This window comes from Paenibacillus sp. NPDC058174 (genome assembly GCF_042883865.1).
GTDB lineage: Bacteria > Bacillota > Bacilli > Paenibacillales > Paenibacillaceae > Pristimantibacillus.
Genome location: NZ_JBHVUY010000001.1, coordinates 690127 through 715548, shown reverse-complemented (window position 1 = coordinate 715548; position 25422 = coordinate 690127). Strand labels below are relative to the sequence as shown.

The following is a 25422-nucleotide window of genomic DNA, read 5'->3' as shown; positions in this document are numbered from 1 at the left end:
ATTGCGGAGGCTCATCTTTTTTTATAATCAAACATTATAGATAATGTTTTCTGTCTTTAAATCCATTTTATTTGATTAATCACTTGAAAATTAATGCGATTAAGTACAATCGCTTGATTCGATTTCGACCGTTCGGAAGATGCAGCAGAGCTCAGGAGAAAGAAGATTATTGACTTCTGCCGAATTCAATTCGTAGTAGCTCCAAGTGCCTCTTGTCTCTCGCTTGATCAGCCCAGCGTCCAACAGTATCTTTAAATGATAGGACAGCTTAGACTGCTGCATTTCAACAACATCCGCCAGATCACATACACAGGTATTGCCGCGTTGCGTAAGCTCATACATAATCTGCAGCCTTTTTTGATCCGCTAACGCCTTGAACTTTGCTTCATATTTTGAAAAATCAACGGCTGGCGCGATCTGATCAACTACCGAAAGCTTCTTAGTCATTTTCTTCCCTCCTGTGCGGTAATCATTTGCTTTCTTCGATTCATGATTTTATACAGAATCATATCATACAACGAGAACAACAATTAATCAAGAAATATTGATGTAAAGAGCATCCTTCATTTTCATTTACAGATTTTTCACGAGGTCTTGCACAACGATTTTGGCATCAGCACCTGATCCGCGAATGGTTGCTGACGAGAAGGACGTTTGCCAAGGCAACCCGACGAAATAGATCTTTTCAGACGATTGGTTGATCCCGTTTTCTTGCATCGGGTTCCCTGAGTCATCCAGCACACTAAGGTTATTTAGATAATTGAAATTCGGTTTATAGCCCGTTGCAAGTATAACGGCATCCACTTCTTCACGGCTGTCATCATCCCATACCACCCCGGATTGCGTGAACGCTTTAAACATTTTTTTATGATTGGGTTTATTTTGAGAGATCGCGTTTTGATAAAAGCCGTTGTCTATGACGCCATCGATACTTTTCATTAATGAGCGCTTTTCCTCCAATGACTGGGTATGATCTAATCCTGTACGCGTGAGCCAATAATGAAGATCCTTACCCAGATACAGCTGCGGCACAAATTTAAGAGGCCTAATCGTCGCTAGCGTAACATCTGCTGTATTGGCAAGCTCTACTGCAATTTGAACCGCCGAATTCCCTCCTCCAACAACAATCACCCTTTTATTTCTAAATTCCAGATCATTCGTATAATCCTTTGAGTGAATAATTAATCCATTATAATCATTTAAGCCTGTTAAATTAGGTATGTTCGGATTTGTAAAAGACCCGCTAGCACATAGAATTGCTCGTGTACGGTAACTTTCATTCTTCGCGGTTTGAATGAAGTAAATCCCTTCATCCTTCTCTACATTCAATACTTCAGCATCATAGTTGATTGGGAAATTAAAATGAGCAGCATACGATTTCAGGTAAGCAACCACTTCGTCTCTATGCGGATATCGATCGGCTTCCCCTGGAAAATCGAGCCCTGGCAATGTCGAATATTGTGCTGGTGAGAATAACGTAAGGCTATCATAATAATGTGCCCAGGAGCCCAAATTTAAAAAGTTTTTCTCCAAAATAATAAAATTGAGTTTCGCTTGCTGCAGATAGTAGGCGGCCGCAAGACCAGATTGCCCTCCGCCAATAATAATTGCATCATACACCGTTGAATTCATCCCTGGTTCCTCCCTATTATGGATTGCATCCTTTTTTTCGTTTGGATCAGAAAAAACCGATCAGTATTATTCCTAATAAAATGATGGCAGAATAGCCGATTCTTCCCGCTCCTTGCTTTTCTTTCAGTACAGTCCATGCTAATATCGTGCCAAATACAATACTGATTTCACGGATAGGCGAGATGTGACTAATCGGCGCAAATTGCATGGCCATCAAAAACAACAAGTAGGAGCCTGGTGCCATAATCGAGCCGATTAGGATCAATCGCCGATTCAGCATCCACTCTTGTCTCACTTTTTTACTGCGGAGTGCTGGCGCACCTAAGGCAATAACCCCAGCCAAATTGTAAATCTGTAACAATCCTAACGGACTCATAAACAACAGGATAGATTTATCTGCCAGAGTATATCCTGTAATTGAGATCCCTATAGTCCCCGTAAGCAGTATAGTGATAATACTCTGTTTAGTTAAACGGTTCTTGAAAATGCCGCTGAGCGCAAATAAACCAACAACAATAAGTCCTAGCCCTAACCAGCCGGAATGTGTAAGTTCTTCCTCATAGATCACTAAACCAAGCAACGGGATCAATAAGGCAGCCGATCCCCTCATCATCGGGTACACCTGCGACATGTCCCCTGCTTTGTACGCTTTGGCCAAAAGGAGTAAATAGACGCTTTGAAAAACGAATGATGTCAAAAGTAGACCGGTCCTTTGGAACGTCCAATCCATTGTAAATAAATCGTGTAAAAATGCCGGCATAAAAATAACTGCAGCAATCGTCTGAATCAACCATAAGAAGCTTTCTTTGTGCACACTCTTTTTCATAAATAAATTCCAAACGGAATGTGCAATTGCAGATGAAAGAACAAGAAGTATGGCATATGTGGTGCTCATCGGCTAGTTCTATCTCTTCCCCCCTCTAAGTGAATAGGCATGCTTTGATTCTGTTAAATCAAATATATTTGATTTAACGATCGTAACACGACACTAGCGCAAGATCAATCATTAAATCAAGTTATTTTGATTAATATTAAAATCCCGCTTATTTGTATACCACTTATTATCTGAACATACTTATATTTAAAAGGAATAATTAGGGAGATGATACTGTGGAAATGTGTCCTTTCCAAGGACCTGGCAAACAAAATCCAATTTTTATAGGAGGCTATGACAACCAACGGCCAACAGACGATCCAAACGATCCGAATTATTGGATTGGCTCAGGGAAATCAGTCCTGTTTGACGCTGCCGCGAACAGCGGCAGCGGAGGCAATATAGTTGATAATGATTTGATTCGCATCTCCAAGCAGGCTGCTCTGGAGTCCTCAGAGGAATGCGACTGTGTAGCGACGGTTACCGTCGATATTGAAGCAAAGGCAGCAGCCTTTGAGTATTATCCGCCTACTCCGCTTGACGTTGTTTTTGTGCTTGATGTGACCTCCAGCATGATGAGCAGTGCGAGTATGAAGTTTGTTCAGGCCAAGCGGGCATTAATTAACACGATTAACCAGCTATGGGCAGCTAACCGGAATACAACAGTAACCATAGTTCCATATGGACGGGATGCATTTGTACCGAATCCTTCTCCGGGTTCAGGCTTCAGCTATAATTATGTCGGTTCCCTCTATACGTGGAGACGTTCATCAAATCCGCCGCCTCCAACAAATACGAACTATATTGGCCAAATTCTCGGATACCGCAACCAGCCTTTTGTGAGTACAACCGAATTAACAAATTTCATCACACAAGCGACACCGCTTGAAGCAAACGTGGAGCAAAGCCTGTACAACTATTATAATTACTACAAACTCACTTACAACGATATTTATGATGCGTCCGGCAACCCGCTTCCGGATACGGTTCTATCTGCTTACATTGCCAATGTATATAATGCGCAGCCTTCCGCTTATACAAGCAATCAAATTGTCAAAGTTGCAAGCAATTCACCACTTACGTCCGTTGAATTATCGTACAGTATGAATAATGACGGCTACGCGAATAATTCCATTTTACAAAATTTGGTATGGGCCATTCCCTACTCAGAGGATACGAATACGGAGGCTGGGCTTCTTGCAGCCTACAATCTATTCAAGACACCGGGCTTCGCTCAATCGGATGATCGATTCCGCCGTGTTGTAATTCTTATTACCGACGGTCAAGCCAATCGGTCGATTAACTCGCAGTATCCGGTTACTTATGTCCAGCCTGGAGACACCGATGCCACCTTTTTCCCTGATATACCTGGTGAGCCATGGAGGTACTCCGTTTATTTGGAGCAGACCTTGCCGCAACTTGCAGCAGAGATCTCGCTCCGTTCTGCTACTAATGAAGAGATCGTTCTTGCCTCATCTCGCACACAGGAGATAGCCGACAGGTTAAAGGATGCATTGGATGGCAATGCTCAGCTTTATGCTTTAGGCATTGATATTGCGGCTCAATCACCTGGACCGTATACGAGGGAAAATGTTATTGAGCTTATGAAAAGCTGGGTAACAGCACCCTCCTATTTGCGTGAAGCGGATTCAGCCGATCCTGATGCTATCAATACGTTATTAGGCGTGCTGGTGTACGATGTATTGCACTTGTATGCCGGTTGCCGGCTCGTCTTAAACGATGTCATCAATAATGTTTTATTCCGGTATGTACCAGGCTCCATTCAAATTCACGGCGTGAGAGACGGGTTGAGGCTCAAATCTCCAGGACAGCTTGTAATTACCGATCCGTCTGATCCTGACTTCACCCTCTATCCGAAAGCTCCACTGCTCCCAGATGTCAGTGACAGTACGGTAGCAGACGGTAAAATAGCCGTTGATTTCGGAATCATGCCGCTGGGTCTCTTATCTGCTGACAGTCTGACGACAATAACACTGACTTACCAGGTTAAAACAACCGCCTTTGCGAACGGCTATCATCTGCATACCAATACCGACAACCAAACCTATGTCTCCATCATCGAGCCGAATCATTTGCAGAGTACGCTTCCAATAATTAATTATTCAGCTTCTGCGAGACAACTCTTCTTCCATACACCAATTGTTGCCTGCACCTGTCCGCCATTTCCGGGGCTTTCTCTGCTAAAATTGGCAGACCGCACAAACACAGCGCCATTGGGAACCGTCAACTATTCGATTCAATTGACTAATACAGGTACACAGACGCTGACCAATATTGCGGTTAATGATGCTAAGCTAGGAATCAGCTATGTCATCCCTATTCTGAACCCGCTAGAATCGGTGGTGAATACATTTCCTCATATCATCCCGGCTAATACACCGCCAGGGCCGTATTTGAATACCGCTGTGGCAGCTGTTGATGCCATTCCTGATCCGCTCAGCTCAAGTGCTGCTGTCGTTATCGGCCCGTATCCTTCACTTCAAATTACGAAGGTGGCTAGCAAACAATCGGCTTCGCCAGGAGAAACCGTCATCTTCACGATAACCGCAACAAATAACGGTAATGTTGATCTCGTTAATGTACGTGTAACCGATTCGCTTTTAGGAATCAATACGACAATTGCGATTATCCAAGCTGGTACGACGGTAACGGCAGATTTCCCCTACACCATTCCAGCCGATACTCCTAACAATGCCGTCTTGAATACGGTAACTAATGTTGCCGACAATCTTTCTCCGGTTACAGTCGCTACGACAGTGACGATTGCTCCAGGAACTGTTCCGCCTCCAGTGCCGCCGCCCGTAATTACGACTGCAGACTTCACAGTCAGCAAGACTGTCGATCGTCCAGTTGTACAAGGAGAAGAAACGGTTTATTTTACGATTAGGGTTCAAAATACAGGCAATGTTAATCTGACTAACTTTATCATTGAGGACCGGAAGCTTAATCTTCATTTGCATGTGGACTTATTCACTGCCAATGCTATCTATACGATTCGTCTTCCATACGCAACTCCTGATGTTGAAACGGATATAGTAATTGTAAACAGAGTGGCCGCAAAAGCCGATCAAGTCGGTCCGAAAGATGCCGAAGCATCGGTGCTTATCCTGTCTCACGATGAGGAATAGCGCAGCTTCAGCTTCACCAATAAGCAAATAAAAACAAACAATCTCCAGATAAGCATAGTGCTGGAGATTGTTTGTTTTCACCATTCCAATCATTTAATATGTACCGATTCCATCTGTCCATTTATATTCCCGGCAACGATGATGGAATGACACCAGAACATATCTCCATCATCAATAAGTCTTTATTGACATATAAACTCCCGTTCTGCCCGCCCCACCAAACATTCTGTTTAAACCAATCAAAGTCTCTTTCATAAGAGAACTCGCCCAATACTTCATCGTGATAAAACACAGGCTTGAGAGATCCTTTTAAAATTCCGTCAATAATTTAGTTCTGCCTTCTATACTTATTACGCGTTAAACGCCATTTAAAGAAATAGCTCAAATTACTAGGCGATTCTTTTAATATACATCTTATAAATACTAAAAATAATCAGAATAAACAAACCATAAATAGTGAGAACCAACAACCATTGTTTAGCACCTGTTACAGCATTATTCCCGACGTATGCAAATACTAGCATGGCCGGTATCTTCCCTAGAACAGTCGCAATCAGGAATGGCTTAAACGCGAGCTTAAATGTACCGGCGTAACAGTTGATCAAAAACGCCGGCATGACGGGTATCAACCTACCTATAAAAACAGACCAAAACGTGTTCTTACGGATCGATCTCTCAATGAATTGTATCCGGCCAGACTTTACGGTATAGGCTAGCCCCTGTTTTCGAAAAAGAGAATGAAATAAGAGATAAGTAAGTACAGCTGCAATTGAAGATGCTGCTAAATTTACGATTCCACCAAGAAATAATCCGTACTTTGCGCCTATTATCGCCCCAACGATTCCGAATGGAACGAAAGGTATAGTGGCAAGTAGTATAGCACATATAAAAATGATCCCCAACTGTCCGCTGCCGTCAGCCCGTATCCAGTTGAAAATGGCTTCTTGATTATTAATTGTGACAAAGATTACTATCAAATAAAAGGAAAAAACATACCATTTAAAGTACTTCATCTTTATATTCCTTAATGGCTAGGTGCCTATTTTCGTTTGAAGCGGATTAATATAAGTTACAAGGAACACTCTTGTCGTGCTATGTAACCTCAAATATAACTTAAACACTAAGACGATGTAAAATGACCTGCTGAGTCGCAGTACCCTGTATTCTTATAGCTATAACTCTAATAGAGTCATGCACACTGATCTTATTACCTTCAAAAGAAGGATAATGATGGAAATTGTCGAAAATTATTATTTTATCATATAATTGAAAGAGGAGATAATCATATGGTTCGTTCATCAGAGAATTATGAGAAGCTTTATGCCCATGTAGAAAAATATATTGGCCCAATTGAAGGCGTGTTTCGGGAAATCATTTCGGATCTTACAGCGATTGACATTATAGTGGCCGCCCCAACTTCGAAACGCAATTATTATACTTTGGTTACATATGGAATGAGTGAATTGCCTATGACGGTTCCGGAGGGTGCGGAGGATTTCAGTTATGCTGAACTTATGATCTGCTTGCCCCCTTCTTGGAAGATCTCGGATGAAGATTTTAAAGATGAACGAAACTACTGGCCATTTCGTGCTCTGAAAACAGTGGCGAGATTTCCGCATGAGCATCAGACCTGGCTTTACATGGGGCATACCCTTGCGAATAGTCAACCGGCGAAGCCTTATAGCGAGGACGTTAAATTTCAAGGTATGCTGCTTTCACTTCCAGACGTCGAGGATAAAAAAGAGTTTTTCAATCTATCTATCTCCAGTGAAATAGTCGTACATTTCTTCTCATTAATTCCAATATATCAAGAGGAAATGGACTATAAGCTCAAAAACGGTATGGAGGCATTGTTTGCCAAGCTCAATAAGGTAGGTACGGATGATGTCGTTAACTTGAACCGTAAAAATACTTGCAAAAAGGTTTTTGGAATCTTCTAGCACAGTACTAACTTGTCCGTTAGCGAAGAGAAGGCACCGACAATACTGGCTGCCTTCTTCCCCCCAAAAAAAGCCTGCCAGAATTTCCCGGCAGGCTCAACATATACAGAATAGAGCATCAGATTTTGAACATCCCCATTAAAGGCATTATCGACTTGACCATTTTAAGACCAACTTGGATATTCGGCAGCATTTGTGTAATAGATCCGAAAAAACCGCTCTGCTGCCCTCCACCTGTCGGCCCTGACTGACCTTTTACATCCTTTTGATTTGCAGGACTGCCCGCTCCAGACAATACTGACGGACCGGATAACACGGGCTTGAATAAGCCTGATGCCATTGAACCAAAAGAATTGAGCGCACCGATTCCTCCTATCAGGGTATCAAGCAGTCCCGATACTTGGACTTCCGGTGTCTTGGAACGATCAGAATGCTTGACTCTCCCGCAGTTTCTAGTGTCGGAAAGAATTAGCTTATGATCATAAATGGCTTGCACCGTTCCGATATAACAGTGGCCATCGTTTAACAGCACACAAACGGGCTGACCGACCCAGCGTCTGGCTTTTTTGACTGCATGAACTCTTCCCTCAGGCTCTCTTTTTTTAGGAGATTTCCTGGATGCCATCGCAATTCCTCTTTTCACGTTTGGTAATCGTGTCCACAATTAAATACAGAAGAAAGGCAAAATGAAAAGCGAAGCAATAATTGCAAATGGAAAAAAGAAGCAGCCGCCACCGAACCCGCCACAACCTCCGCCATAACCCCCGCCGTAGCCGCCACCGTAGCCGTTATAGTTCCCGCCATAATTGTTATAGCCGCTACTATAACTGTCATAATAACCGGATATTCTGGCTTTGTGCTGGGAGCGGGTTTGTTTGGTTGAAGACTTTCCGTTTCGAACGGACGACAGAGTTAAAGGCTTCTTGTCAAACGTACAGTCCTCTACCATTAACTTACCGTCTTTCACTCCTGTTATAGTACCGATAAAATGCCTCCCGTCATGCGTAACCGCACTAACCCTCCGTCCGATGTACGGATAGATCGTCTTCTGGCTAACCGGATAAACTTCCTGCATAATCTTATTCCTCCTAATTTGATGCAGTATATCTTAGACTATGAAAAAATCTGTTATAAGGTTTGTACGATTGTCTTCTATTTGAAAAAAAAAGATATGTGCTCGATTCTCTCAAGCCATGATAAAGGCTGAAAGATGACAACAGAGCAGTTATTCAAAAGAAGCGAAGAAATGGGCGCAGTCATGACGGAGGTTATGAATAGAATATCGGAAGAGGTGAGAAGGCGATGGATTACCCTACCTTATTAGCACGGCTCGGCGAAGGAAGTGCGCATCCTGGCGGTTTTCAAGCGACCAAAGAGTTAATTACTCAAATCAGCTTTCCGCGCGGCACGAAAATTCTAGAGGCAGGATGCGGCACAGGCCGGACTGCATGTTATTTAGCCAGCTTAGGCTGTAACGTAACTGCGATAGATCGTAACAAAGACATGATTCATAAAGCACTAAATCGCGCGAAAATAAGCAATTTGCCCGTCCGCATCGTACAGGCGGATGCCACTTCTATTCCTTTCCCGGATGAGACGTTTGATGCGGTTTTTACGGAGTCAGTTACGGCTTTTACCCAAGGCAGCTCCGCTATACATGAATACTGGCGAGTGCTGAAGCCAAAAGGAGTTCTATACGATCGCGAGCTGGCATTTGCCAGAACATTAACCATGGTGCAAAAGAAAAAATTACAGTCGTTTTACGGACTGCAGCATATGCGAACCGTTCCGGAATGGCTGAAGCTGATGAGCAATTCAAGGTTTCATAAGTACTCCGCGTCTGCTTTTTCCAAAATAAAACAACAGGCCAATGATAACGATTCATTAAGGATTATCGATCACGAATTGTTTACAAAACCTGATGCAGTTGCCATGATGATGAAAAATGAACGCCTGATGAGCAAGTTTTCCAATGTAATGGGCAGCACGGTCATTACGGCTTGGAAAGCTTGAATGTTGGAATACCTGAGTGAAGATGAAAAGCGGCAGCAGATCCTTCGATCTGCTGCCGCTTTAATGATTGAACTATATTATTCCGTTAGTTTAATTGTCCATTCATTCATCTCCATTAGCTCCAAGAACAATACAGAAATTATTAATATTTACCACCGTTGATCTTCTTTTGAAATCTCTTTTAGCACTCTACACCTTAGAGTGCCAAAGTTCCTTTTCTTAAGGATAACACGGTCAGTTTCATGGTCAAGAAAATAATGGATTTTTTGCTAATCTTACAACAAAAAAAGCCGCAGTTTATGCGACTTCCGTTGGACATTAGTATAGTTCAAAATACGTCCCCCATCCTTTATACTCATGCAATAGCTTCAATGCTTCTCTATAATTTTTTGACGTCACTTCCCATGTTTTATTGTATTGCCCAATGATCAGCTGGTGTTCTATCAATTCATTAATTTCCCTGTTATCAACAAATACATAATCGTCAACATATTCGCTATCAGTTAAGCTGTTATTAAGCGGCTCCCATAGCTCATACGTTGTTTCAATATCCGGTCGATATGGTTTTAATTCAGGCAGATTATAACTATCTCTTTCATTTCCTTGTTTCCACCAACGCGAATCTCTTCCCCAATACATATCTGACGACCAAAACTTAGGTAATTCATGGTACGTGATGTCCCCTTCAATAATTTCTTCTATATGTGCCCACCTTGTATTTATCAGTTTTATTGCTTCTTGTTGATTTAGAGGAAATCGACTTATCAAATCAATTAATATGTCCCGGCAATACAAAAATGAAGGATAATCTGTTTTAAAAGTCCATACGTTATTTTCAAACATCATCTAAATACTCCCTCCTAAAATGACTTTGTTCATTGGGTCGTTATGCGTCCGCTGCTGTACTGCGCTCAATATCTTCTCTTGCCATCGCTAGTGCAACTGTTACTTTAATACGTTTAATCTTACTCAATCCAATCAAATATTCTGATATTGTCATTGTTTCTATAATAGACTCTATACTTAAATCATTACGGTTAGTTTCGATTATTGCAATACTGAAATACCTTCTGCTGCATAATTAAACAGATGATCATGCGATCTCATCAATTCATCTCTAAAGTCTCGTTCTGTTATGCTGCCGATTAACTTCATTTCATCACCTTCTCACTGCTGTATATGCTCATGGTTAATATCCTATGTACATGTACCTTTATTGTATATAGCAATTGACAATATTCAAAGCATGCTTTTTTACTATAAAAGCTTTTGAATATCTGCCTAAAACCATTTTGGATGAAGTGGACTTTTCTGGAGAGTAACCTCTATTTTCGCCATGCAAAGACCGTACGGTCATTTGTGTGGCTTTTTTGCGTTCACAAAGGAGGAGCATGATTAAATGAAATTATGGCACTATGCAGTGACCGTTATTTGCCGGTCGTCATTATCATGTCGTCTTTAGTGCTGGGTGAAGCTATAAGTTGGCCTCAGTGGATTAGAGTCATCATTATTCTGGGCGGGATTGTTAAAAGCAACTTTCGATTCTATACCCGCACCAGCACCCAAAACAACAGAATAGAAAAGATAGACAACTGACTCGCAGTTATCCATCTTTTCTGAAAGCGTTGACTTACACGTATGCGTATTTATCTACCCATTCTTTAATTCGAGCTGCTACAACTGCTACCTCGGCAACCGAAGTATCGACAATAGGCATTGGCGGGTTGTATGCTTTCTCCGCATTATCAACCAGCCATTTTGCAAATTCCTTATAGTCCTGAATCATGTCTTCCGGCCAATTTCTTTCACGTAATCGTTTCTCACGGGTTGCATCATCACAATGCAAATTCAAATAATAGACATGCTTAAAATAAGGATAGTCCACACATTTCTCAATATCCCATGTCATGGCTGTTCCACAGATTATAGTCATCCGCCCGCTTTCAGCCGTATTTCGTGCAACCCTAAGCCAAACCTCTCGTATTTGCTGCTCGTCAGAAACACCTAATTCGCGAAGATTGTCGATATCAAAAATATCAAAATCAGGTAATATTTTTCGAAGCTCATTGATCACGTAGGTTTTTCCAGACCCGCTTGAGCCTGTCACAATAAATAGTGGTATTTTTTTCATCATGAGAGAGTTTTGTTCATTTCCCATATATACTCCACCTTTCGTTTGCCATCTTATATTTTAAATAATTAACTAACGGATCGGCTCAAATATCCCGACTTGCCTTTTCCCTATCTTGAAGTATTGCAGCCTTTTAAATCTTTTGTGCTTCAGCTTTTGGCCTTTATCCGCAATAATAGCCACAACCGATCGATCTGGATTTAACCGTTGCAGGATCTGATCAAAGAAATCCGATACCGGGTCTGAGCTATCCGTTCTCCAATTGACTATGCCGCCATAGGGCAAATCTGTCATAATGATATTAACCTCACAATGCGGCTCGCTGCTCTTCTGAGTCGCTGTAATATCGCCTTGAGACACGAATATCCCTTCTATATTTAATCGTGTTGCAAATCCATACAGTCTCTCCAAGCTAGCTAAAGCCTCTTTATGTGATTCTTTCTGAAATAAAGCCGTTAATTGGATCAATTGTTCTTTACGCTTAGCTAATCCGCTTGGCGAAAGTAAAGATAAGTTTCGTTCTGCTACTTGAAGAACCTCAGGATTAACATCGGAAGCATAGATCTGATTCATTCGATGGCCGTGCATTAGACCAACTACAGTAAGCATATACGCTCCTCCGCAGCATGGATCATATAAGGAATAAGGACCTTTATTTCCTTTTATCTCGAGTAAATTGAAGCATCTTTGAATGATTTCACTGGCTAGTCTGACTGGAAAAGAAGTTGTGCCGCGGGCATTGTACAGCACCCTTCCGCTTGCGAAATCTTCATAATTATTGACTTGCTTCTCATATAAGTACTCCACTATCGAAATACCGTTGGAAGCGCAAGCAAGCTATCGCGGAGCTCGGCATAGGCGTCCGTATAGCCCATTTTCGCATAGAATCGCATGCCATCCAGACCCTTAAAGTACCTTGCCCCGGTCAGTCTCGCATCAAAGTTGTGGATCGGCCTGCCTGTCTGCTCAGCATAAATACGGAATGCCTCTGCCACATCCCTGCCTGGTACAGCATCTTCAATCGTCGCGATATCAATGAGAAAATCGCCGTATAACGCATTGGAATCTATAATGCCCGTGATCCTTTTGCCATCCGATAGAATGTTCCAGGCATGACAATTATTATGGACAAAATGACGGTACGGCGCATTGTATTGGTTAAACGTAAGCAGCCGGCCAAAGCATTCATCGAAGACATCCCGTTCCAGGCAAGTGGTATGAAAGAGATCATGCCAGTTTTCCCAGAAAGTCCCCGTCTGATCCTCAGCATAAAATGTCTGAATAAAGTCTAGCCATGAGGGAAATTGTCCGTTGCCGTCCTCCCTCACAGGCCCGAATCCGGTTGTTGTTTCAGATAGTCGAACCTGATTCATGGCAGTAATTGATTGCACCAAATCATCAAGCAGATCAACCTTCTGTAAGGGCTGGCAATCAGCCAACACATTCCCTTGTATACGCTCGGAAATGCAGTAACGATAGCTTCCTGTAATCCCTTTCCCTAGCATTTTGGGATAGCGCACACCTTGAGAGGATAGTAAGTCAGCAATGTATTGCTCTCTTAGGTAGCCATCCTCCCCCTGATCAGCTTGATTAAACAGAATGACATACTGTGTCCCTTCCATTGAAAAATAATAGACGGTGCTGAAATTGCCGTTCTCAGCAACTGCAGATAATTCCTCCGCAGGACGCCCCCAGTGCTGCTGTAATACCGTTTGAACCGTTGTAATAGATACATCTGGCTTTAGATGCATACTTCATATCTCCTTTTCATTTAAACAAATATAGTAAAATGAACGCAAAAAAGCCGTAGATGAACAGATGTCCATCTACGGCTAAAGGCAACATGAGATCACAAAGAAAATGAATCCTTTGAGGTTCATGTATACATAGCTATAATGATGAATGTTCATGACAGTAGTACATGAACTCAGGCAACACAAACAAACCTTGGACAGGCTGCTGTTTGAAACCCTTTAGCAAGTTCATGTATTATTCAGATATCGATTAACCGATAACTGCTGTCAGGAACACATTCATCATCATTTCGCTATCCCACCATTTCACATATTTGTTATAGTCTAACCGCTCGCTTCTCAGACGTCAAGCCATATTCACTTCGAAGCAATTCTATCAGCTGATGTTAGACAAGTTCAGCTTTACTTTAAATGATCAAACATTTCCGAATACGACATATTATCTTTAATCAATGACTCATAGCTTCCTGCTCGGAGCTCCGAGCTAAGAGCTTGGAGTGCAGAGGTTACTTTTCTAAAAGGAGCTGAACCCGTACTTAATCGTGCCGCACCTATCTTTGACAAAATGTCTCGACTTGGCGTGTTTCTCCCCAGCAGGAAATTTATCGGCCCATTTATTTGGGAAATTAATTGTTCCATTAGCTCTATATGATCGACGGAAGGTATAAATATACAATCTGCTCCTGCGGCTAAATAAGAGTTTGCATTCCCGATCGTACGCGTTAATCTTTCCTCTTCAGTGAATACTTGCAGCCAATAAGTATCCACCCTGGCATTAATAAAAACAGGCTCATCTAATCGGTTACAATGATCCTTAATCGCCTTTATTCGATCTGCCATACTAAAAGCTTCTTTACTTTCATTTTCTAAGTATTGAAACCCATCCTCAATATTGATTCCTACAGCCCCAGCTTCAATTAGACGGGTAATATTTTGTACTAATGTATTCTCATCTTGTGCATATCCCTGCTCGATATCAACAGAAACAGGGATAGACAAAGACCGGGTCATTTTACTTACGATATTTAAAAGGTCTGCGAATGGCAGTTCTTCTTCCCCATCCATATAACCAAGAGAAGCAGAAATTCCAGCACTTGTTGTACCGACTGCTTCAAAACCAGCGGCCTCAAACACTCGCGCGCTGCTTACATCCCAAGCATTTGGCAGAATTAACGTAGAAGATAGATGATGAAGCTCTTTGAACCGTATATACTGATCTTTTCGATTACTCATACTAGCACTCCTTTCTATTTATATTCACAAATATTATCATATCACAGCTAATTAACTTGTCTGCTGGCGAAAATGTGATCAGATCAAAAATGGGATAAAATTCTTGTGAAAATAACCAACAAGAACTTTATCCCATAGTCTCTTACTCTACTACGTTTGTGATAACTTCGATATTTCCGCGGGTTGCTCGAGAATAAGGGCAAACTTCATGAGCTTCCTCGACGATTTCTTTCGAGACACTCGATTCCAGCCCCTTAATAGAAATGTCCATGGATACGGACAAGACAAAACCATCGTTGGCATCCTTGCCAATCGTCACATGCGATGTGATTTGGGTGCCTTCTGCTTTCATTTTCTTTTTCCTCAAAACAACGCCTATCGCGCCTTCAAAGCATGCGGCAAATCCGGCTGCGAATAACTGCTCCGGATTGCTTCCGTGTCCGCCCGGTCCTCCTAATTCTTTAGGAACCTTTAGGGTCATATCCAGAACACCATCGCTGGATAACGCTTTGCCTTCCCTGCCGCCTTCTACTGTTACAGTAGCTGTGTACAGTTTCTTTTCTATAACATCCATCTTTATAACTCTCCTTTTCATGATTAACTTTTCCAGCGCGATCCCCTGTTTCTGCGCTAGTATGCCTATAGCATGATATTTCTATCCTCATCACTTCCATAACAAAAGCAGCCGATCAGAAGATCGGCTGTTTTTGTATGGCATATACCTATCTGGCATGGAGCCCGCTGTTGTCTGAAGTCGTACGATCGTAGACGACAGTTTCTTTGGTGCCGTCCGCATATTCCAGTTCAACCTCATCAATTCGGATCGATTCCAATGCCCCTTGATAAGAGAAGAGATTGAATACAACTAGAGTATCATCAGGCTCAATCGGTCCGACATAACGAAGCTTAAAGGTATTTTTTCCAGAGTGTTCGTCATACGAAGGATCACCTACAGGATTAAACGTGCTGAGTTTAACGTTATAGTAATTGATCGTTTTGCCTGTCAAATTATTTACTTGCCACGTCAGTGTGATACCGTTCGCGGAATTAATGGCATATTTGAATTTATTTGGCTCACTGAAACGATCTTCCGCTGTCACTCGGTTCCCTTCGGATTCGTCAATAGCCGGTTCATTGCCGCTTTGATTCCCGTCACCAGATGTCTCTTTTTCTTCTTCTACAGCATCAATAGCTGGTTCCTTTTCCGTATTCGTCTTCTGCTCTTCATCTAATGCCGTCTTTTGCTCATCTTCTAAAGCAGCTTTTTCCCCAGCTACAGCTGGCGCCGGTTCATTCCGGTCATAAGCCAATGTTTTATCGTTTGCGAGATTGAGTTTAGACTTCACTTCATCCGAGAAATACACGCCGCAAATGAATGCGATAAGAAGTGAAATAATAAAAGATAATGTGAAACTCAACTTAGTAGCCATGCTTATGTTCCTCGCCTTTCCGTTATTTGCTATATAATAGCAGATTCAGGTGTAAAGGAACAGGAATAAAATAGTAATATCGAACTATATAAACAGGCTATGCGAAATATTGCCGCACCTTATTTTCCGCCTCTGCTAGCCATGCTGTTCGCTCCTCATAAGTGCTGTCCGCAATAACACGGAATACTGTACGCTCCACATTGTCAATGCCGCAGTAACGCAGTACGCAATTTTTCCATATCGTCTCAAGCGGATCTTGAAATTCGGTCTGTTCCCGTTCAAGCAGTGTGTTGGATGTATTCATAATAAGCGCATGCTTTGCGTGAAGCAGACCAACAGGAATGCCGCCGCCATTATCGTCTGGATCGAAGCCGTAAGCCACGCCCTCTACCAGCACTTTGTCGATCCATCCCTTCAATATTGCCGGAGGCTGTCCCCACCAATTGGGATGCACAATGATAAGCCCGTCACAATTAGTTAGCTGATCACGATGCCTCTGTACCAGCACATCCTCTTGATCTAATTTCTCGAACCTGTACACAGCATCAAACGCTTCTTCATAAAGATCATGGAACCATACAGCATGTCCCAGCATCTGCAAGCTTTCATGAATTCGCTCTGCGATGGCGTGATTAAAGCTCCCGTTCTTGGGATGAGCTAGTATTAGCATGATTTGCATTTAATTTCCTCCTTCTTCCACAAGCTGTGATATACTTTTTTAAAAATATAGCTAGATTCTATCGTTTGGAGTGAACTCGCTTGATCTCAGAAATTCTGATCCGCATAGATAACGATGCTACCGTTCCTTTGTATAGACAGATCTACGAGCAGCTGCGTCATACGATACTAACAGGCCTGCTGCAGCACAAGACGGCGCTCCCCCCTTCGCGGGTTCTTGCGGAACAGCTTGGTGTTTCCAGAACCGTCGTCTTGGAAGCATACAGCCAACTGCAAGGTGAAGGCTTTATCCTGTCGCAGCAAGGGTCCAAAACATATGTGAATGCACCATCCGAGCCAGTTACAATACTGGCCAATAAAACTAGCGAGACTTACAACGCCGAACTAAACAGCAAGGTTCTTGACTTGATGCAGCGAGCTGCTGATCTGCCCTTATGGACTGCATCTGACAATAAGCAGCCTCGGCCGATAATTGATTTCAAGCACGGAATACCGGCATGGGATCAATTTCCTATGGAACAATGGGCAAACTGTCTCTCCGAAGCTTGCCGGCAGTCGACCCCCGAGCACTTAACCTATGCAGCTGCTGAAGGATCATTGTCGCTGAGATTGGCAATTGCCGTTCTATTACGGCACACACGTTCTCTGAATGCGGATCCGGACCATATCATTATTACAACGGGGGCCACGCAAGCTCTGGATATTTTATCCCGGGTGCTGCTTCAGGAAGGAGATCGGTTGTTGATGAAGATCCTGCGCATACCGTGCTGCGTGATCTATTTGCCTTCTCCGGTGCAGAAGTTGTGCCTGTTCCTGTAGATCGTGATGGATTATGTGTGGACCAAATTAATGAACGTACGTCAGAAAAAGCAAAGCCGCCCAAGCTGATCTATGTTACTCCGTCTCATCAATTTCCGGTTGGTGTTACCATGTCGCTGGCACGCCGCCTGCAAATGCTGGAATGGGCAAGCGCTCATCATGCACTAATCGTTGAAGATGATTACGATAGTGAATTCCGGTATGAAGGCAATAAACAATCTTCCCTTGCCGGACTGCTGCCTTCGGGAAATGTGATTTATATCGGCAGCTTCAGTAAATCTTTATTCCCATCACTGCGGCTCGGCTATGTCGTTCTGCCCGCTTATTTGAAGCCGGCATTTATGGCTGTTAAATGGATCACAGACCGTTTAAGTCCCGTTCTTGAGCAAGAAGCGCTCGCAAGCTTCATTACAACAGGCAAATATGCGAGACATGTTTACAAAATGAGCAGAATCTACGCTGCACGGCGATCATGCTTGGTACATGCCCTAAAGCAGTCTTTCGGGAAGCGGGTAACGGTCTACGGAGCTGAAGCCGGTCTTCATCTAATGATTGAATTGGACACGGAGCTTGATGTTCAACACATACAGCGTATGAGCCTGGCTGAAGGCATACAAATTTATCCGGCCACGGCATACAGCGTATGAGCCTGGCTGAAGGCATACAAATTTATCCGGCCACGGATTACTTTGCTCTGCAGAAGCCCGCTCGTCCTGCTTTTATGCTCGGCTATGCTAATCTTACTGAGGATCAGATCAGGCACGGCATAAACATTTTGTCACAAGTCATTCATCACGCTCCTTCCCGCTAAACCAATGTCCTGAATTTTAACGCAGTTGGCGCCTCCAGTTAATAACCAATTCATCGTTCATTTTTAATACCAATTCTTTCTTCAAATGAAGTTAATCTGTGACATGCCGAAAATCGCCGTCTGCAACTATGGTGATGTACCCATACTTGCAGACGGCGTTTTTTTCCTGACATCTGACAAATCTATGAATCTCTTAAATGTGTCCAAACCTTTTCATTCTCACTTTCATAGATTGAAGCATAAATAAAAAGGAGTTGATATTATGGTGCGTATCCTTGATAAAGCAGCCGTCCAGCTGCTTAGCCGCTTCAATCCGGCCAAATCGTTTACGATCCGTCGTGCCCCGCAGAAATCTGGTATTGCAGCGATCCGAATACGGATTCCTGTAAATGCTCAGCCGAACCTGGTAGATTTGGTGGTATCCGTTGGTGTGAAAGGTGTCACAGGCATTGGACAAATTCGTTTTAGAGTCTTTCGCGGTAATACAGAAATTTTCAATACACAACAAGGTATCGAATCTACGGGTTCAGAGCAGAATTATGTTGTTACCTTTCAAGCGGAAGATCGAAATGTTAGAGCAGGTACTCATTCTTATACGGTCACAGCAGAAAATCGTACTGCAAATACTAGAGTAGATGTAGTAGGACCAATTTCATTTAGTGGGCTGGCTGTTAAAACGAGAAACTAACAGAATCTCCCAACATTGACGGTACGCGACTTTCCATCCCTCGTCGAAACCATGGAGCAGTTTGCCAGAGGCAACTGCTCCGCAACTGATCATTCTACAAAATTGCTTTTCTCAATATATTTTCATAAATATCTCCGTAAGATTTACTCGAAGGCGTTGGTGTAGCTTGAATAACTGAAACGAAATTTTTGTCTGGAATTACAGTTACCTCCTGTCCTCCAAACCCTCGACATCTATATCCATTAGGAAAAAGCCACCATAGAAAACCATATGCATCATCATCACTTGATGATGAGCCAAACGAAGCATTAGTATGCGACGAGTTAACAGCTTGCTTTACATAATCCACAGAAACAATCTGGCTTTCATTGTACTTTCCATTATCAAGAAACAACATCCCTAGTTTGGCAAGATCCCTTGCAGATAAATCGGAATCCTCCTCACCCTTCATGACTGTATAGGAAAAGCCGCAAGGACTTTGAGGCCATCTGCCGCTTGAAATATGGAGAGGCTGATACAAAAATTCATTTGTAATGTCATAAGCAGTACTTCCACAAGCTCTGCCAATCACTGCAGATAAAAGCATGACGTCCCATTCCTTGTACTGAAATTGCATGCCGGGTACGCTATTCATATGGATATCCGCAATATGCGATATCCAATCATTCGTTCTCATCATTTGAACGATCATCGGACAATGATAATGAATTCCGCCATTCCAATAAATACCGGACGACATAGTAAGTAAATGGCGAATCGTAATGAGCTTGTGGTATGGATGAATATTCAGCTCGAATTCCTGCAAATAGTTTCCAATTGGTTCATCCAAGCTTTTGATTATTCCCTTGTCGAGGCATATTCCTGTCGTGATCGAAAGAATGCTTTTCCATATGGATTTAATATTGTTTCTGCTATTCTCGTTATACTTATTATAATATCGTTCAAAAACAATCTTTCCGTTTTTCACAATCAAAACGCTGTTTACAAGACGATATCGCTTTTGCCTGATATAATCATCTACTTGACTTATAATGCTGCTGTCCAATCCTTCTTTTTCAGGAGTAGAAATCATCCATTCATAGCTCATATATGCACCCGCTTCAGATATTTCCCTATAATCGAATTCTTGTCTGACGTTAACTCCTCCGGAGTGCCTCGTGCAATCACATATCCTCCGTCGCTGCCGCCGCCAGGGCCCATTTCGATAATGAAATCGCAGTTTGCCAAAACAGCTGGATCATGCTCCGTAACGATTATCGTATTCCCGGCATCAACAAGCTGCTGCATCAACCCAATCAGGCGGTCAGTATCGTATAAGGAAAGTCCTGTTGTCGGTTCATCTAGAATATAGACATTGCCGCTTCCAGTTTGTTTGCAAAGTTCTTTTGCAAGCTTGATACGTTGAGCTTCGCCGCCTGAAATCGTCGGAGTCTTTTGCCCAAGCGTAATATAGCCCAAACCAACACGTATAAGGGTGGCAAGAATGGAAGATATCGATTTGTCATAGCCTTCAGATTCTATTCGCCCGAAAAATTCCGCGGCTTCCGTTACACTCATAGCCATGATGTCCTTGATGTTTTTCCCATCGACCGTCACGCCTAATGCCTCTTCAACATAGCCTGTTCCACTGCACGAATCACATTCCACTTCGATCGAGTTTCCGAATCCGATATAATAGTTCTTGAAACCTTCCCCTTTGCAGGCTCTGCATCCACCTTCGGAATTTACTGTGAACATCCCGGGTCCATAGCCGTTCTCGATCGCTTCGGGCTTTTTGGCAAACATCACGCGGACACGATCCGTAATGCCTGTGTAAGTGGCCGGACAAGAAGTTTTACTTCTTCCGATTGGCTTTTGATCGACTACGATACACCTTTTGATAAGTTCAGTTCCAGTTACGAATGCTTCATCAATTATCGTTGAAATGTCATCGTCCTCAACTTCATGCACGAGTTTGTTCCTCATTAATTGCTTCAGCTTAGGTACCAATGTATCGTGAATCAAGCTGGATTTCCCGCTGCCTGAAACTCCTGCAACCCCCACCATTAATCCAAGGGGTATCGAGACGGAAACATCACGCAAATTATGCAGATTCGCATGCTCGATTGTCAGCAGTTTCTGATTATCAACCGGTTTATAGTTGTTTTTGAATCTAACTATGTTTGCACCAGCGAGATAGGGTGCAGTTCTAGAGGTATTACATAACTTAAACTCCTGTAGACTGCCTTGGAATATCCGCTCGCCTCCGTAAATACCGGCATCGGGACCAAGATCTATAATATAATCAGCGGCAAGCATAAAGTTTTCGTCATGCTCCACTGCCACAACTGTGTTTCCGCGTTTGACAAGGTTTTGTATGATGCTGATCAGCGATTCTTTTTCCGCCTCATGAAGCCCAATTGTCGGCTCGTCAAAAATAAATATGATCGAATCCATTTCTGCGATTATAAACGATGCGAGGAAAAGCCGCTGTATTTCGCCGCCTGACAGAGTAGGCACTTGACGAGAAAGAGCGAGATGGTGCAGACCGACATCTATCATGCACCGCAGCTTTATGATGATCTCGCCAATGAGATTTTTACCTGGCAATGCGTCTCTATGATTAATGAAAAAGTCCAATAGTTCATTTATATACATATTCTCAAGATCTGTAATCGTTTTGCCTGAGAGCGTAGTATGAATGGCTTGTGCGCCAAGACCTGAGCCTTTGCATTTGGGACATGTTACGTGAGCCGCTTTGATCCCCCATAAGTCTATTTCTTTATCGAAACTATTGTGCCGGATATGCTTGCTTGTCACATGCTTCTGCATATCATGAAAAAACACCACAGCTCCGACAAACCCGCTTTTGCGGCATCCATATTTAAACAATAGCAATGATTCGTCCGATAATGTGCCGATTGAATCATTCACGTCTATTTCATGCAGTTCGCAAAACTTTTTAAAATTCGCTTTATGGAATCTATGCTTCATCAGAAAACCATTAAATATATTTTTGATTGCGAGATCCGGCTTAATAATGGCATCCTCATCAATTTCATGGTATCGGCCGGTCCCTAAGCATTTCACACACATTCCTTTAGGCGAATTTTTCTGGAAATATTCCATAGAAAGCGGCAATCCATCGTCGTGCATAGGTTCGCGATATCCGTATGCGGAAAATAAAATCGCCAATAAATTCCCGACCTTCGATCGCGTGCCTACTGTGCTTCTCGGGTTGGATTGGCGGATAATCCGCTGTTCAACCGCAACAGTAGGAGACAAACCGGAAATCATGTCAAACTTAGGGTTCGTATCAAACATATACGGTTCCCCTGAGAATTGGAGATACCTTCGCTTACCTTCTTCATATAAAGTATCGAAGGCCAAGCTTGATTTGCCGCTTCCCGAGACACCGGTAATTACAGTGAGTTTATTACGCGGAATTCGTACTTCGATGTCTTTCAGGTTGTGTATCCTAGCCCCTTTTATTTCAATAAATTCATTCATGTTTCCCTCCGCACGGTAAATAGAATTTATAAATAAAAACAACTCATCATGTACATAGTGACTCTAGTTAATAGTAGTTTAGCGCACATATGTTCTCTTGTAAATGTTTCCATAATTCACAAATCTATTTAACCTATGAAGTTGATGAAATGCAAAAGACATCACCGCAGATAAGTGGGGTGATGTCTTTCTTGTGACTCAATTATTTAAATCTCAGCGGCCTGTTCCAACAGACGAAGCTTCAGCTTACAATTTGACTGGGTAAATTATCGATTATTTTCTTGATAAATGTTGCTGCCCATGAACTCATTCGATTTTTCCTTTAGCCCCTGCTCAATAGCTTGCTGCTCTTCAAGCCCATGCTGCTTCGCATAATCGCGTATGTCCTGCGTGATCCTCATACTACAAAATTTAGGCCCGCACATGGAACAAAAATGAGCTGTTTTTGCCCCTTCTGCCGGAAGGGTCTCATCATGATATTCCAGGGCTCTCTCTGGATCTAATGATAAATGAAACTGATCTCTCCAGCGGAATTCAAAACGCGCTTGGGATAAAGCATTATCCCGCTCTTGTGCCCCTAGGTGACCCTTGGCTAAATCTGCCGCATGAGCGGCAATTTTGTACGCTATGACCCCTTCCCGAACATCATTTTTATTGGGCAAGCCAAGATGCTCTTTAGGCGTAACATAGCAAAGCATAGCGGTTCCGAACCATCCGATCATTGCTGCACCAATCGCTGAAGTAATATGGTCATAACCGGGAGCAATGTCCGTAGTAAGCGGTCCCAGTGTATAAAAAGGGGCTTCCTGACAAACTTCCATCTGTCGGTCTACATTTTCTTTAATCATATGCATAGGAACATGGCCTGGTCCTTCAATCATGACCTGCACGTCATGCTTCCAAGCTATTTGAGTAAGTTCGCCTAACGTGTCTAGTTCGGCAAACTGTGCTTCATCATTAGCATCTGCAATGGAACCCGGACGCAGCCCGTCTCCCAGAGAAAATGCGATATCATACGTTTTCATAATTTCACAGATTTCTTCGAAATGAGTGTAAAGAAAATTTTCCTGGTGATGAGCAAGACACCATGCAGCCATAATAGAGCCGCCACGAGACACAATACCTGTCACACGTTTCGCAGTCAGATGAATATAGCGTAATCGGACTCCGGCGTGAATCGTAAAGTAATCGACTCCCTGCTCAGCTTGTTCTATAAGCGTATCGCGATAAATCTCCCAACTCAATCTCTCTGCTTTGCCGCCTACCTTCTCCAGTGCTTGGTACAAAGGAACAGTACCTATTGGTACAGGAGAATTGCGGATGATCCATTCCCGTGTGGAATGAATGTTTTTACCCGTGGAGAGATCCATAATGGTATCCGCCCCCCACCGCGTTGCCCATCTCATCTTTTCAACTTCTTCGTCAATAGATGATGCTACAGCAGAGTTTCCAATATTGGCATTGATTTTCACTAAGAAATTTCGCCCGATGATCATCGGTTCACTTTCCGGATGATTGATGTTGGATGGGATTATCGCTCGCCCGGCAGCCACCTCATTACGCACAAATTCTGGAGCGACATTTTCCCTTATCGCTATGTACTCCATTTCAGGGGTTATGATTCCTTTTCTTGCATAATGCATTTGAGTGACATTCGCTCCGGCTGCAGCTCGCAATGGACGGCGGTTCATTCCAGGGAACAGATCTGCTTGATTGACGAGCTCCTCTGCTCGATGGCCATTATCTTCCGCTTGGACGGTTCTGCCCGAATATGGTTCGACATCGTTGCGTTCCCGTATCCAATCTAGCCGATTCGGCGGGAGACCCTTATGGATATCCGTTTGCACCTGTGCGTCTGTGTATGGACCACTGCTGTCATAGACTCTCACAGGTGAATTTTGTTGTTCGTTATCGCCACTGCCAGTTGGGCTTAATACAATCTCACGCATCGGAACATGAATATCCGGTCGTGAACCTTGAATATAAACCTTTTTGCTGCCGGGAAAAGAAGATAGATCAGGAATGATTTTATTGCTGTTGGACTCGCTTGCCATTTCATTGCCTCCTTAGAAAATCAATGTGTGCAAGCGGAGACGCCTCTTATACATACAAAAAAGACCGCAACGAAAAGAAGCGGTCTTTGTATACACAAAGGCTTGAACGTTTCCTCCGCTGGCATTACCCAGATCAGGTTTTACGGTCGACAGCATTATCAGCTATCCTCTCAGCCTGGTTAACCCAAGCTCCCGTGTATTCGATTGGTCAACTAAATCTTATACACTTTCGCAGCATAAATCAACCCTTAATTCTTTGCTTTCCATTTGAATAAACAATGAGCCGGCCTAGAACGGTTCGATCCTCTCCTTAATACGATGATAATAGTTCTATCATTAGGAGGTTTATTAACAATGGTTAGAAGAAGAGCGACAATTAACAAAAAGGCTGCACCTTGTTACAAGGTCCAACGGCATGTTCATGAGTTCCAGGGCAGCACTCAGCTTGCTGAAGAAGGAAATGATCGTCATAACCACCGATTCGCAGGAGTTACTGGTCAAGCGATACCGCGAGGAAATAGCCATGTCCATGAAATTGATTTGGCCAACACAGATTTCCTTAATCACTTTCATAAATTGAAAAAAATAACGACGGGTCCTGCTATCCGAGTCGGGAGAGGCAAGCATGTTCATTTTGTAAAAGGCCAGACGACCTTTAACGATGGCCATGTCCATCAATTTAAATTCTCGACTTTAATTCAAGCGCCGTTGATTAAATGATATAGAA

At 42.9% G+C, this 25422-nt stretch carries 24 protein-coding genes and 1 riboswitch; of the genes, 7 read left to right on the top strand and 17 right to left on the bottom strand.

The annotated features are described in order from the left end of the window. Positions 1-99: 99 nt before the first annotated feature. From ACFVVF_RS03240 to ACFVVF_RS03230, 3 genes are all read right to left on the bottom strand, one after another. Entirely contained in the window at positions 100-447 is a 348-nt protein-coding gene (locus ACFVVF_RS03240; protein ID WP_387805340.1) for an ArsR/SmtB family transcription factor, read from the bottom strand. A gap of 126 nt (positions 448-573) precedes the next feature. Continuing rightward, positions 574-1632, bottom strand: coding sequence for a flavin-containing monooxygenase (locus ACFVVF_RS03235; protein WP_387805338.1), 1059 nt, complete (start codon positions 1630-1632; stop codon positions 574-576). A gap of 46 nt (positions 1633-1678) precedes the next feature. Then, positions 1679-2527 carry an EamA family transporter gene (locus ACFVVF_RS03230; protein WP_387805337.1) on the bottom strand — a complete coding sequence of 283 codons (849 nt, stop codon included), beginning with the start codon at positions 2525-2527 and terminating at the stop codon, positions 1679-1681. Positions 2528-2748: 221 nt separating this feature from the next. Between ACFVVF_RS03230 and ACFVVF_RS03225 the strand changes: the two genes are divergently transcribed. After that, positions 2749-5655: a DUF7507 domain-containing protein gene (locus ACFVVF_RS03225; protein ID WP_387808790.1), complete on the top strand. Its 2907-nt coding sequence runs from the start codon at positions 2749-2751 to the stop codon at positions 5653-5655. Positions 5656-6044: 389 nt separating this feature from the next. On the opposite strand, the gene ACFVVF_RS03220 is transcribed toward ACFVVF_RS03225, so the two are convergent. Further along, positions 6045-6668, bottom strand: coding sequence for a TVP38/TMEM64 family protein (locus tag ACFVVF_RS03220; protein WP_387805335.1), 624 nt, complete (start codon positions 6666-6668; stop codon positions 6045-6047). Positions 6669-6941: 273 nt separating this feature from the next. Here ACFVVF_RS03220 and ACFVVF_RS03215 point away from each other — a divergent pair, with 273 nt between their 5' ends. Next, the gene (locus ACFVVF_RS03215) at positions 6942-7595 is read left to right on the top strand and encodes a suppressor of fused domain protein (RefSeq protein ID WP_387805333.1); all 654 of its coding nucleotides are present in this window, start codon (positions 6942-6944) and stop codon (positions 7593-7595) included. A gap of 118 nt (positions 7596-7713) precedes the next feature. Here ACFVVF_RS03215 and ACFVVF_RS03210 read toward each other — a convergent pair whose 3' ends face one another. Together ACFVVF_RS03210 and ACFVVF_RS03205 are read right to left on the bottom strand one after the other, a co-directional pair. Beyond that, positions 7714-8220, bottom strand: a complete 507-nt coding sequence (locus tag ACFVVF_RS03210) for a hypothetical protein (RefSeq protein WP_387805331.1) — start codon at positions 8218-8220, stop codon at positions 7714-7716. Between the two features lie 39 nt (positions 8221-8259). After that, positions 8260-8670, bottom strand: a complete 411-nt coding sequence (locus tag ACFVVF_RS03205; protein WP_387805329.1) for an LSm family protein — start codon at positions 8668-8670, stop codon at positions 8260-8262. A 227-nt stretch (positions 8671-8897) separates the two neighbouring features. Here ACFVVF_RS03205 and ACFVVF_RS03200 point away from each other — a divergent pair, with 227 nt between their 5' ends. After that, positions 8898-9608 carry a class I SAM-dependent methyltransferase gene (locus ACFVVF_RS03200; protein ID WP_387805328.1) on the top strand — a complete coding sequence of 237 codons (711 nt, stop codon included), beginning with the start codon at positions 8898-8900 and terminating at the stop codon, positions 9606-9608. Between the two features lie 318 nt (positions 9609-9926). Here the strand turns inward: ACFVVF_RS03200 and ACFVVF_RS03195 are convergent, their stop codons facing one another. From ACFVVF_RS03195 to ACFVVF_RS03160, 8 genes are all read right to left on the bottom strand, one after another. After that, the gene (locus tag ACFVVF_RS03195; RefSeq protein WP_387805326.1) at positions 9927-10454 is read right to left on the bottom strand and encodes a hypothetical protein; all 528 of its coding nucleotides are present in this window, start codon (positions 10452-10454) and stop codon (positions 9927-9929) included. A gap of 784 nt (positions 10455-11238) precedes the next feature. After that, positions 11239-11766 carry an AAA family ATPase gene (locus tag ACFVVF_RS03190; RefSeq protein WP_387805324.1) on the bottom strand — a complete coding sequence of 176 codons (528 nt, stop codon included), beginning with the start codon at positions 11764-11766 and terminating at the stop codon, positions 11239-11241. Positions 11767-11811: 45 nt separating this feature from the next. Beyond that, positions 11812-12546, bottom strand: a complete 735-nt coding sequence (locus ACFVVF_RS03185) for a hypothetical protein (protein WP_387805322.1) — start codon at positions 12544-12546, stop codon at positions 11812-11814. Beyond that, positions 12546-13490 (bottom strand): phosphotransferase family protein, encoded by a 945-nt coding sequence (locus ACFVVF_RS03180; protein WP_387805320.1) that lies wholly within the window; start codon positions 13488-13490, stop codon positions 12546-12548. The genes ACFVVF_RS03185 and ACFVVF_RS03180 overlap by 1 nt, the downstream gene beginning before the upstream one ends. Positions 13491-13895: 405 nt before the next feature. Beyond that, positions 13896-14726, bottom strand: a complete 831-nt coding sequence (locus tag ACFVVF_RS03175) for an isocitrate lyase/PEP mutase family protein (protein ID WP_387805318.1) — start codon at positions 14724-14726, stop codon at positions 13896-13898. Between the two features lie 142 nt (positions 14727-14868). After that, a complete protein-coding gene (locus tag ACFVVF_RS03170) occupies positions 14869-15300 on the bottom strand; it encodes an organic hydroperoxide resistance protein (RefSeq protein ID WP_387805316.1) in 432 nt (143 codons plus the stop codon). Between the two features lie 148 nt (positions 15301-15448). Further along, entirely contained in the window at positions 15449-16156 is a 708-nt protein-coding gene (locus ACFVVF_RS03165; protein WP_387805315.1) for a hypothetical protein, read from the bottom strand. Between the two features lie 97 nt (positions 16157-16253). Continuing rightward, positions 16254-16835 (bottom strand): NAD(P)H-dependent oxidoreductase, encoded by a 582-nt coding sequence (locus ACFVVF_RS03160; RefSeq protein WP_387805313.1) that lies wholly within the window; start codon positions 16833-16835, stop codon positions 16254-16256. Between the two features lie 80 nt (positions 16836-16915). Between ACFVVF_RS03160 and ACFVVF_RS03155 the strand changes: the two genes are divergently transcribed. The 3 genes from ACFVVF_RS03155 (at position 16916) to ACFVVF_RS03145 (ending at position 19152) form a co-directional block, all read left to right on the top strand. Then, positions 16916-17653: a GntR family transcriptional regulator gene (locus ACFVVF_RS03155; RefSeq protein ID WP_387805311.1), complete on the top strand. Its 738-nt coding sequence runs from the start codon at positions 16916-16918 to the stop codon at positions 17651-17653. Then, entirely contained in the window at positions 17542-18300 is a 759-nt protein-coding gene (locus tag ACFVVF_RS03150) for an aminotransferase-like domain-containing protein (RefSeq protein ID WP_387808787.1), read from the top strand. The genes ACFVVF_RS03155 and ACFVVF_RS03150 overlap by 112 nt, the downstream gene beginning before the upstream one ends. A gap of 426 nt (positions 18301-18726) precedes the next feature. After that, positions 18727-19152: an exosporium protein C gene (locus tag ACFVVF_RS03145; protein ID WP_387805309.1), complete on the top strand. Its 426-nt coding sequence runs from the start codon at positions 18727-18729 to the stop codon at positions 19150-19152. A 94-nt stretch (positions 19153-19246) separates the two neighbouring features. On the opposite strand, the gene ACFVVF_RS03140 is transcribed toward ACFVVF_RS03145, so the two are convergent. The 3 genes from ACFVVF_RS03140 to thiC all read right to left on the bottom strand — a co-directional run bounded on the left by ACFVVF_RS03140 (position 19247) and on the right by thiC (position 24695). Beyond that, positions 19247-20239 carry a serine hydrolase domain-containing protein gene (locus ACFVVF_RS03140; RefSeq protein WP_387805308.1) on the bottom strand — a complete coding sequence of 331 codons (993 nt, stop codon included), beginning with the start codon at positions 20237-20239 and terminating at the stop codon, positions 19247-19249. Beyond that, entirely contained in the window at positions 20236-22641 is a 2406-nt protein-coding gene (locus ACFVVF_RS03135; RefSeq protein WP_387805306.1) for an excinuclease ABC subunit UvrA, read from the bottom strand. Before ACFVVF_RS03135 ends, ACFVVF_RS03140 begins: the two co-directional genes overlap by 4 nt. 266 nt (positions 22642-22907) lie before the next feature. Continuing rightward, entirely contained in the window at positions 22908-24695 is a 1788-nt protein-coding gene (gene thiC / locus ACFVVF_RS03130) for a phosphomethylpyrimidine synthase ThiC (RefSeq protein ID WP_387805304.1), read from the bottom strand. Positions 24696-24788: 93 nt separating this feature from the next. Next, positions 24789-24901, bottom strand: a riboswitch (TPP riboswitch). A 148-nt stretch (positions 24902-25049) separates the two neighbouring features. Here thiC and ACFVVF_RS03125 point away from each other — a divergent pair. Then, a complete protein-coding gene (locus ACFVVF_RS03125; RefSeq protein WP_387805302.1) occupies positions 25050-25415 on the top strand; it encodes a YmaF family protein in 366 nt (121 codons plus the stop codon). The last annotated feature ends 7 nt before the right edge of the window (positions 25416-25422 follow it).

Excerpts from the sequence above, each read along its gene's own strand:
- ACFVVF_RS03195 (WP_387805326.1), bottom strand. The coding sequence starts at position 10,454 with ATGATGTTTGAAAATAACGTATGGACTTTTAAAACAGATTATCCTTCA.
- ACFVVF_RS03205 (WP_387805329.1), bottom strand. The coding sequence starts at position 8,670 with ATGCAGGAAGTTTATCCGGTTAGCCAGAAGACGATCTATCCGTACATC.
- ACFVVF_RS03210 (WP_387805331.1), bottom strand. The coding sequence starts at position 8,220 with ATGGCATCCAGGAAATCTCCTAAAAAAAGAGAGCCTGAGGGAAGAGTT.
- ACFVVF_RS03125 (WP_387805302.1), top strand. The coding sequence starts at position 25,050 with ATGGTTAGAAGAAGAGCGACAATTAACAAAAAGGCTGCACCTTGTTAC.
- ACFVVF_RS03160 (WP_387805313.1), bottom strand. The coding sequence starts at position 16,835 with ATGCAAATCATGCTAATACTAGCTCATCCCAAGAACGGGAGCTTTAAT.
- ACFVVF_RS03180 (WP_387805320.1), bottom strand. The coding sequence starts at position 13,490 with ATGCATCTAAAGCCAGATGTATCTATTACAACGGTTCAAACGGTATTA.
- ACFVVF_RS03230 (WP_387805337.1), bottom strand. The coding sequence starts at position 2,527 with ATGAGCACCACATATGCCATACTTCTTGTTCTTTCATCTGCAATTGCA.
- ACFVVF_RS03190 (WP_387805324.1), bottom strand. The coding sequence starts at position 11,766 with ATGGGAAATGAACAAAACTCTCTCATGATGAAAAAAATACCACTATTT.
- ACFVVF_RS03215 (WP_387805333.1), top strand. The coding sequence starts at position 6,942 with ATGGTTCGTTCATCAGAGAATTATGAGAAGCTTTATGCCCATGTAGAA.
- ACFVVF_RS03200 (WP_387805328.1), top strand. The coding sequence starts at position 8,898 with ATGGATTACCCTACCTTATTAGCACGGCTCGGCGAAGGAAGTGCGCAT.
- ACFVVF_RS03225 (WP_387808790.1), top strand. The coding sequence starts at position 2,749 with ATGTGTCCTTTCCAAGGACCTGGCAAACAAAATCCAATTTTTATAGGA.
- ACFVVF_RS03220 (WP_387805335.1), bottom strand. The coding sequence starts at position 6,668 with ATGAAGTACTTTAAATGGTATGTTTTTTCCTTTTATTTGATAGTAATC.
- ACFVVF_RS03175 (WP_387805318.1), bottom strand. The coding sequence starts at position 14,726 with ATGAGTAATCGAAAAGATCAGTATATACGGTTCAAAGAGCTTCATCAT.
- ACFVVF_RS03170 (WP_387805316.1), bottom strand. The coding sequence starts at position 15,300 with ATGGATGTTATAGAAAAGAAACTGTACACAGCTACTGTAACAGTAGAA.
- ACFVVF_RS03165 (WP_387805315.1), bottom strand. The coding sequence starts at position 16,156 with ATGGCTACTAAGTTGAGTTTCACATTATCTTTTATTATTTCACTTCTT.
- ACFVVF_RS03135 (WP_387805306.1), bottom strand. The coding sequence starts at position 22,641 with ATGAATGAATTTATTGAAATAAAAGGGGCTAGGATACACAACCTGAAA.
- ACFVVF_RS03145 (WP_387805309.1), top strand. The coding sequence starts at position 18,727 with ATGGTGCGTATCCTTGATAAAGCAGCCGTCCAGCTGCTTAGCCGCTTC.
- ACFVVF_RS03235 (WP_387805338.1), bottom strand. The coding sequence starts at position 1,632 with ATGAATTCAACGGTGTATGATGCAATTATTATTGGCGGAGGGCAATCT.
- ACFVVF_RS03140 (WP_387805308.1), bottom strand. The coding sequence starts at position 20,239 with ATGAGCTATGAATGGATGATTTCTACTCCTGAAAAAGAAGGATTGGAC.
- ACFVVF_RS03240 (WP_387805340.1), bottom strand. The coding sequence starts at position 447 with ATGACTAAGAAGCTTTCGGTAGTTGATCAGATCGCGCCAGCCGTTGAT.
- thiC (WP_387805304.1), bottom strand. The coding sequence starts at position 24,695 with ATGGCAAGCGAGTCCAACAGCAATAAAATCATTCCTGATCTATCTTCT.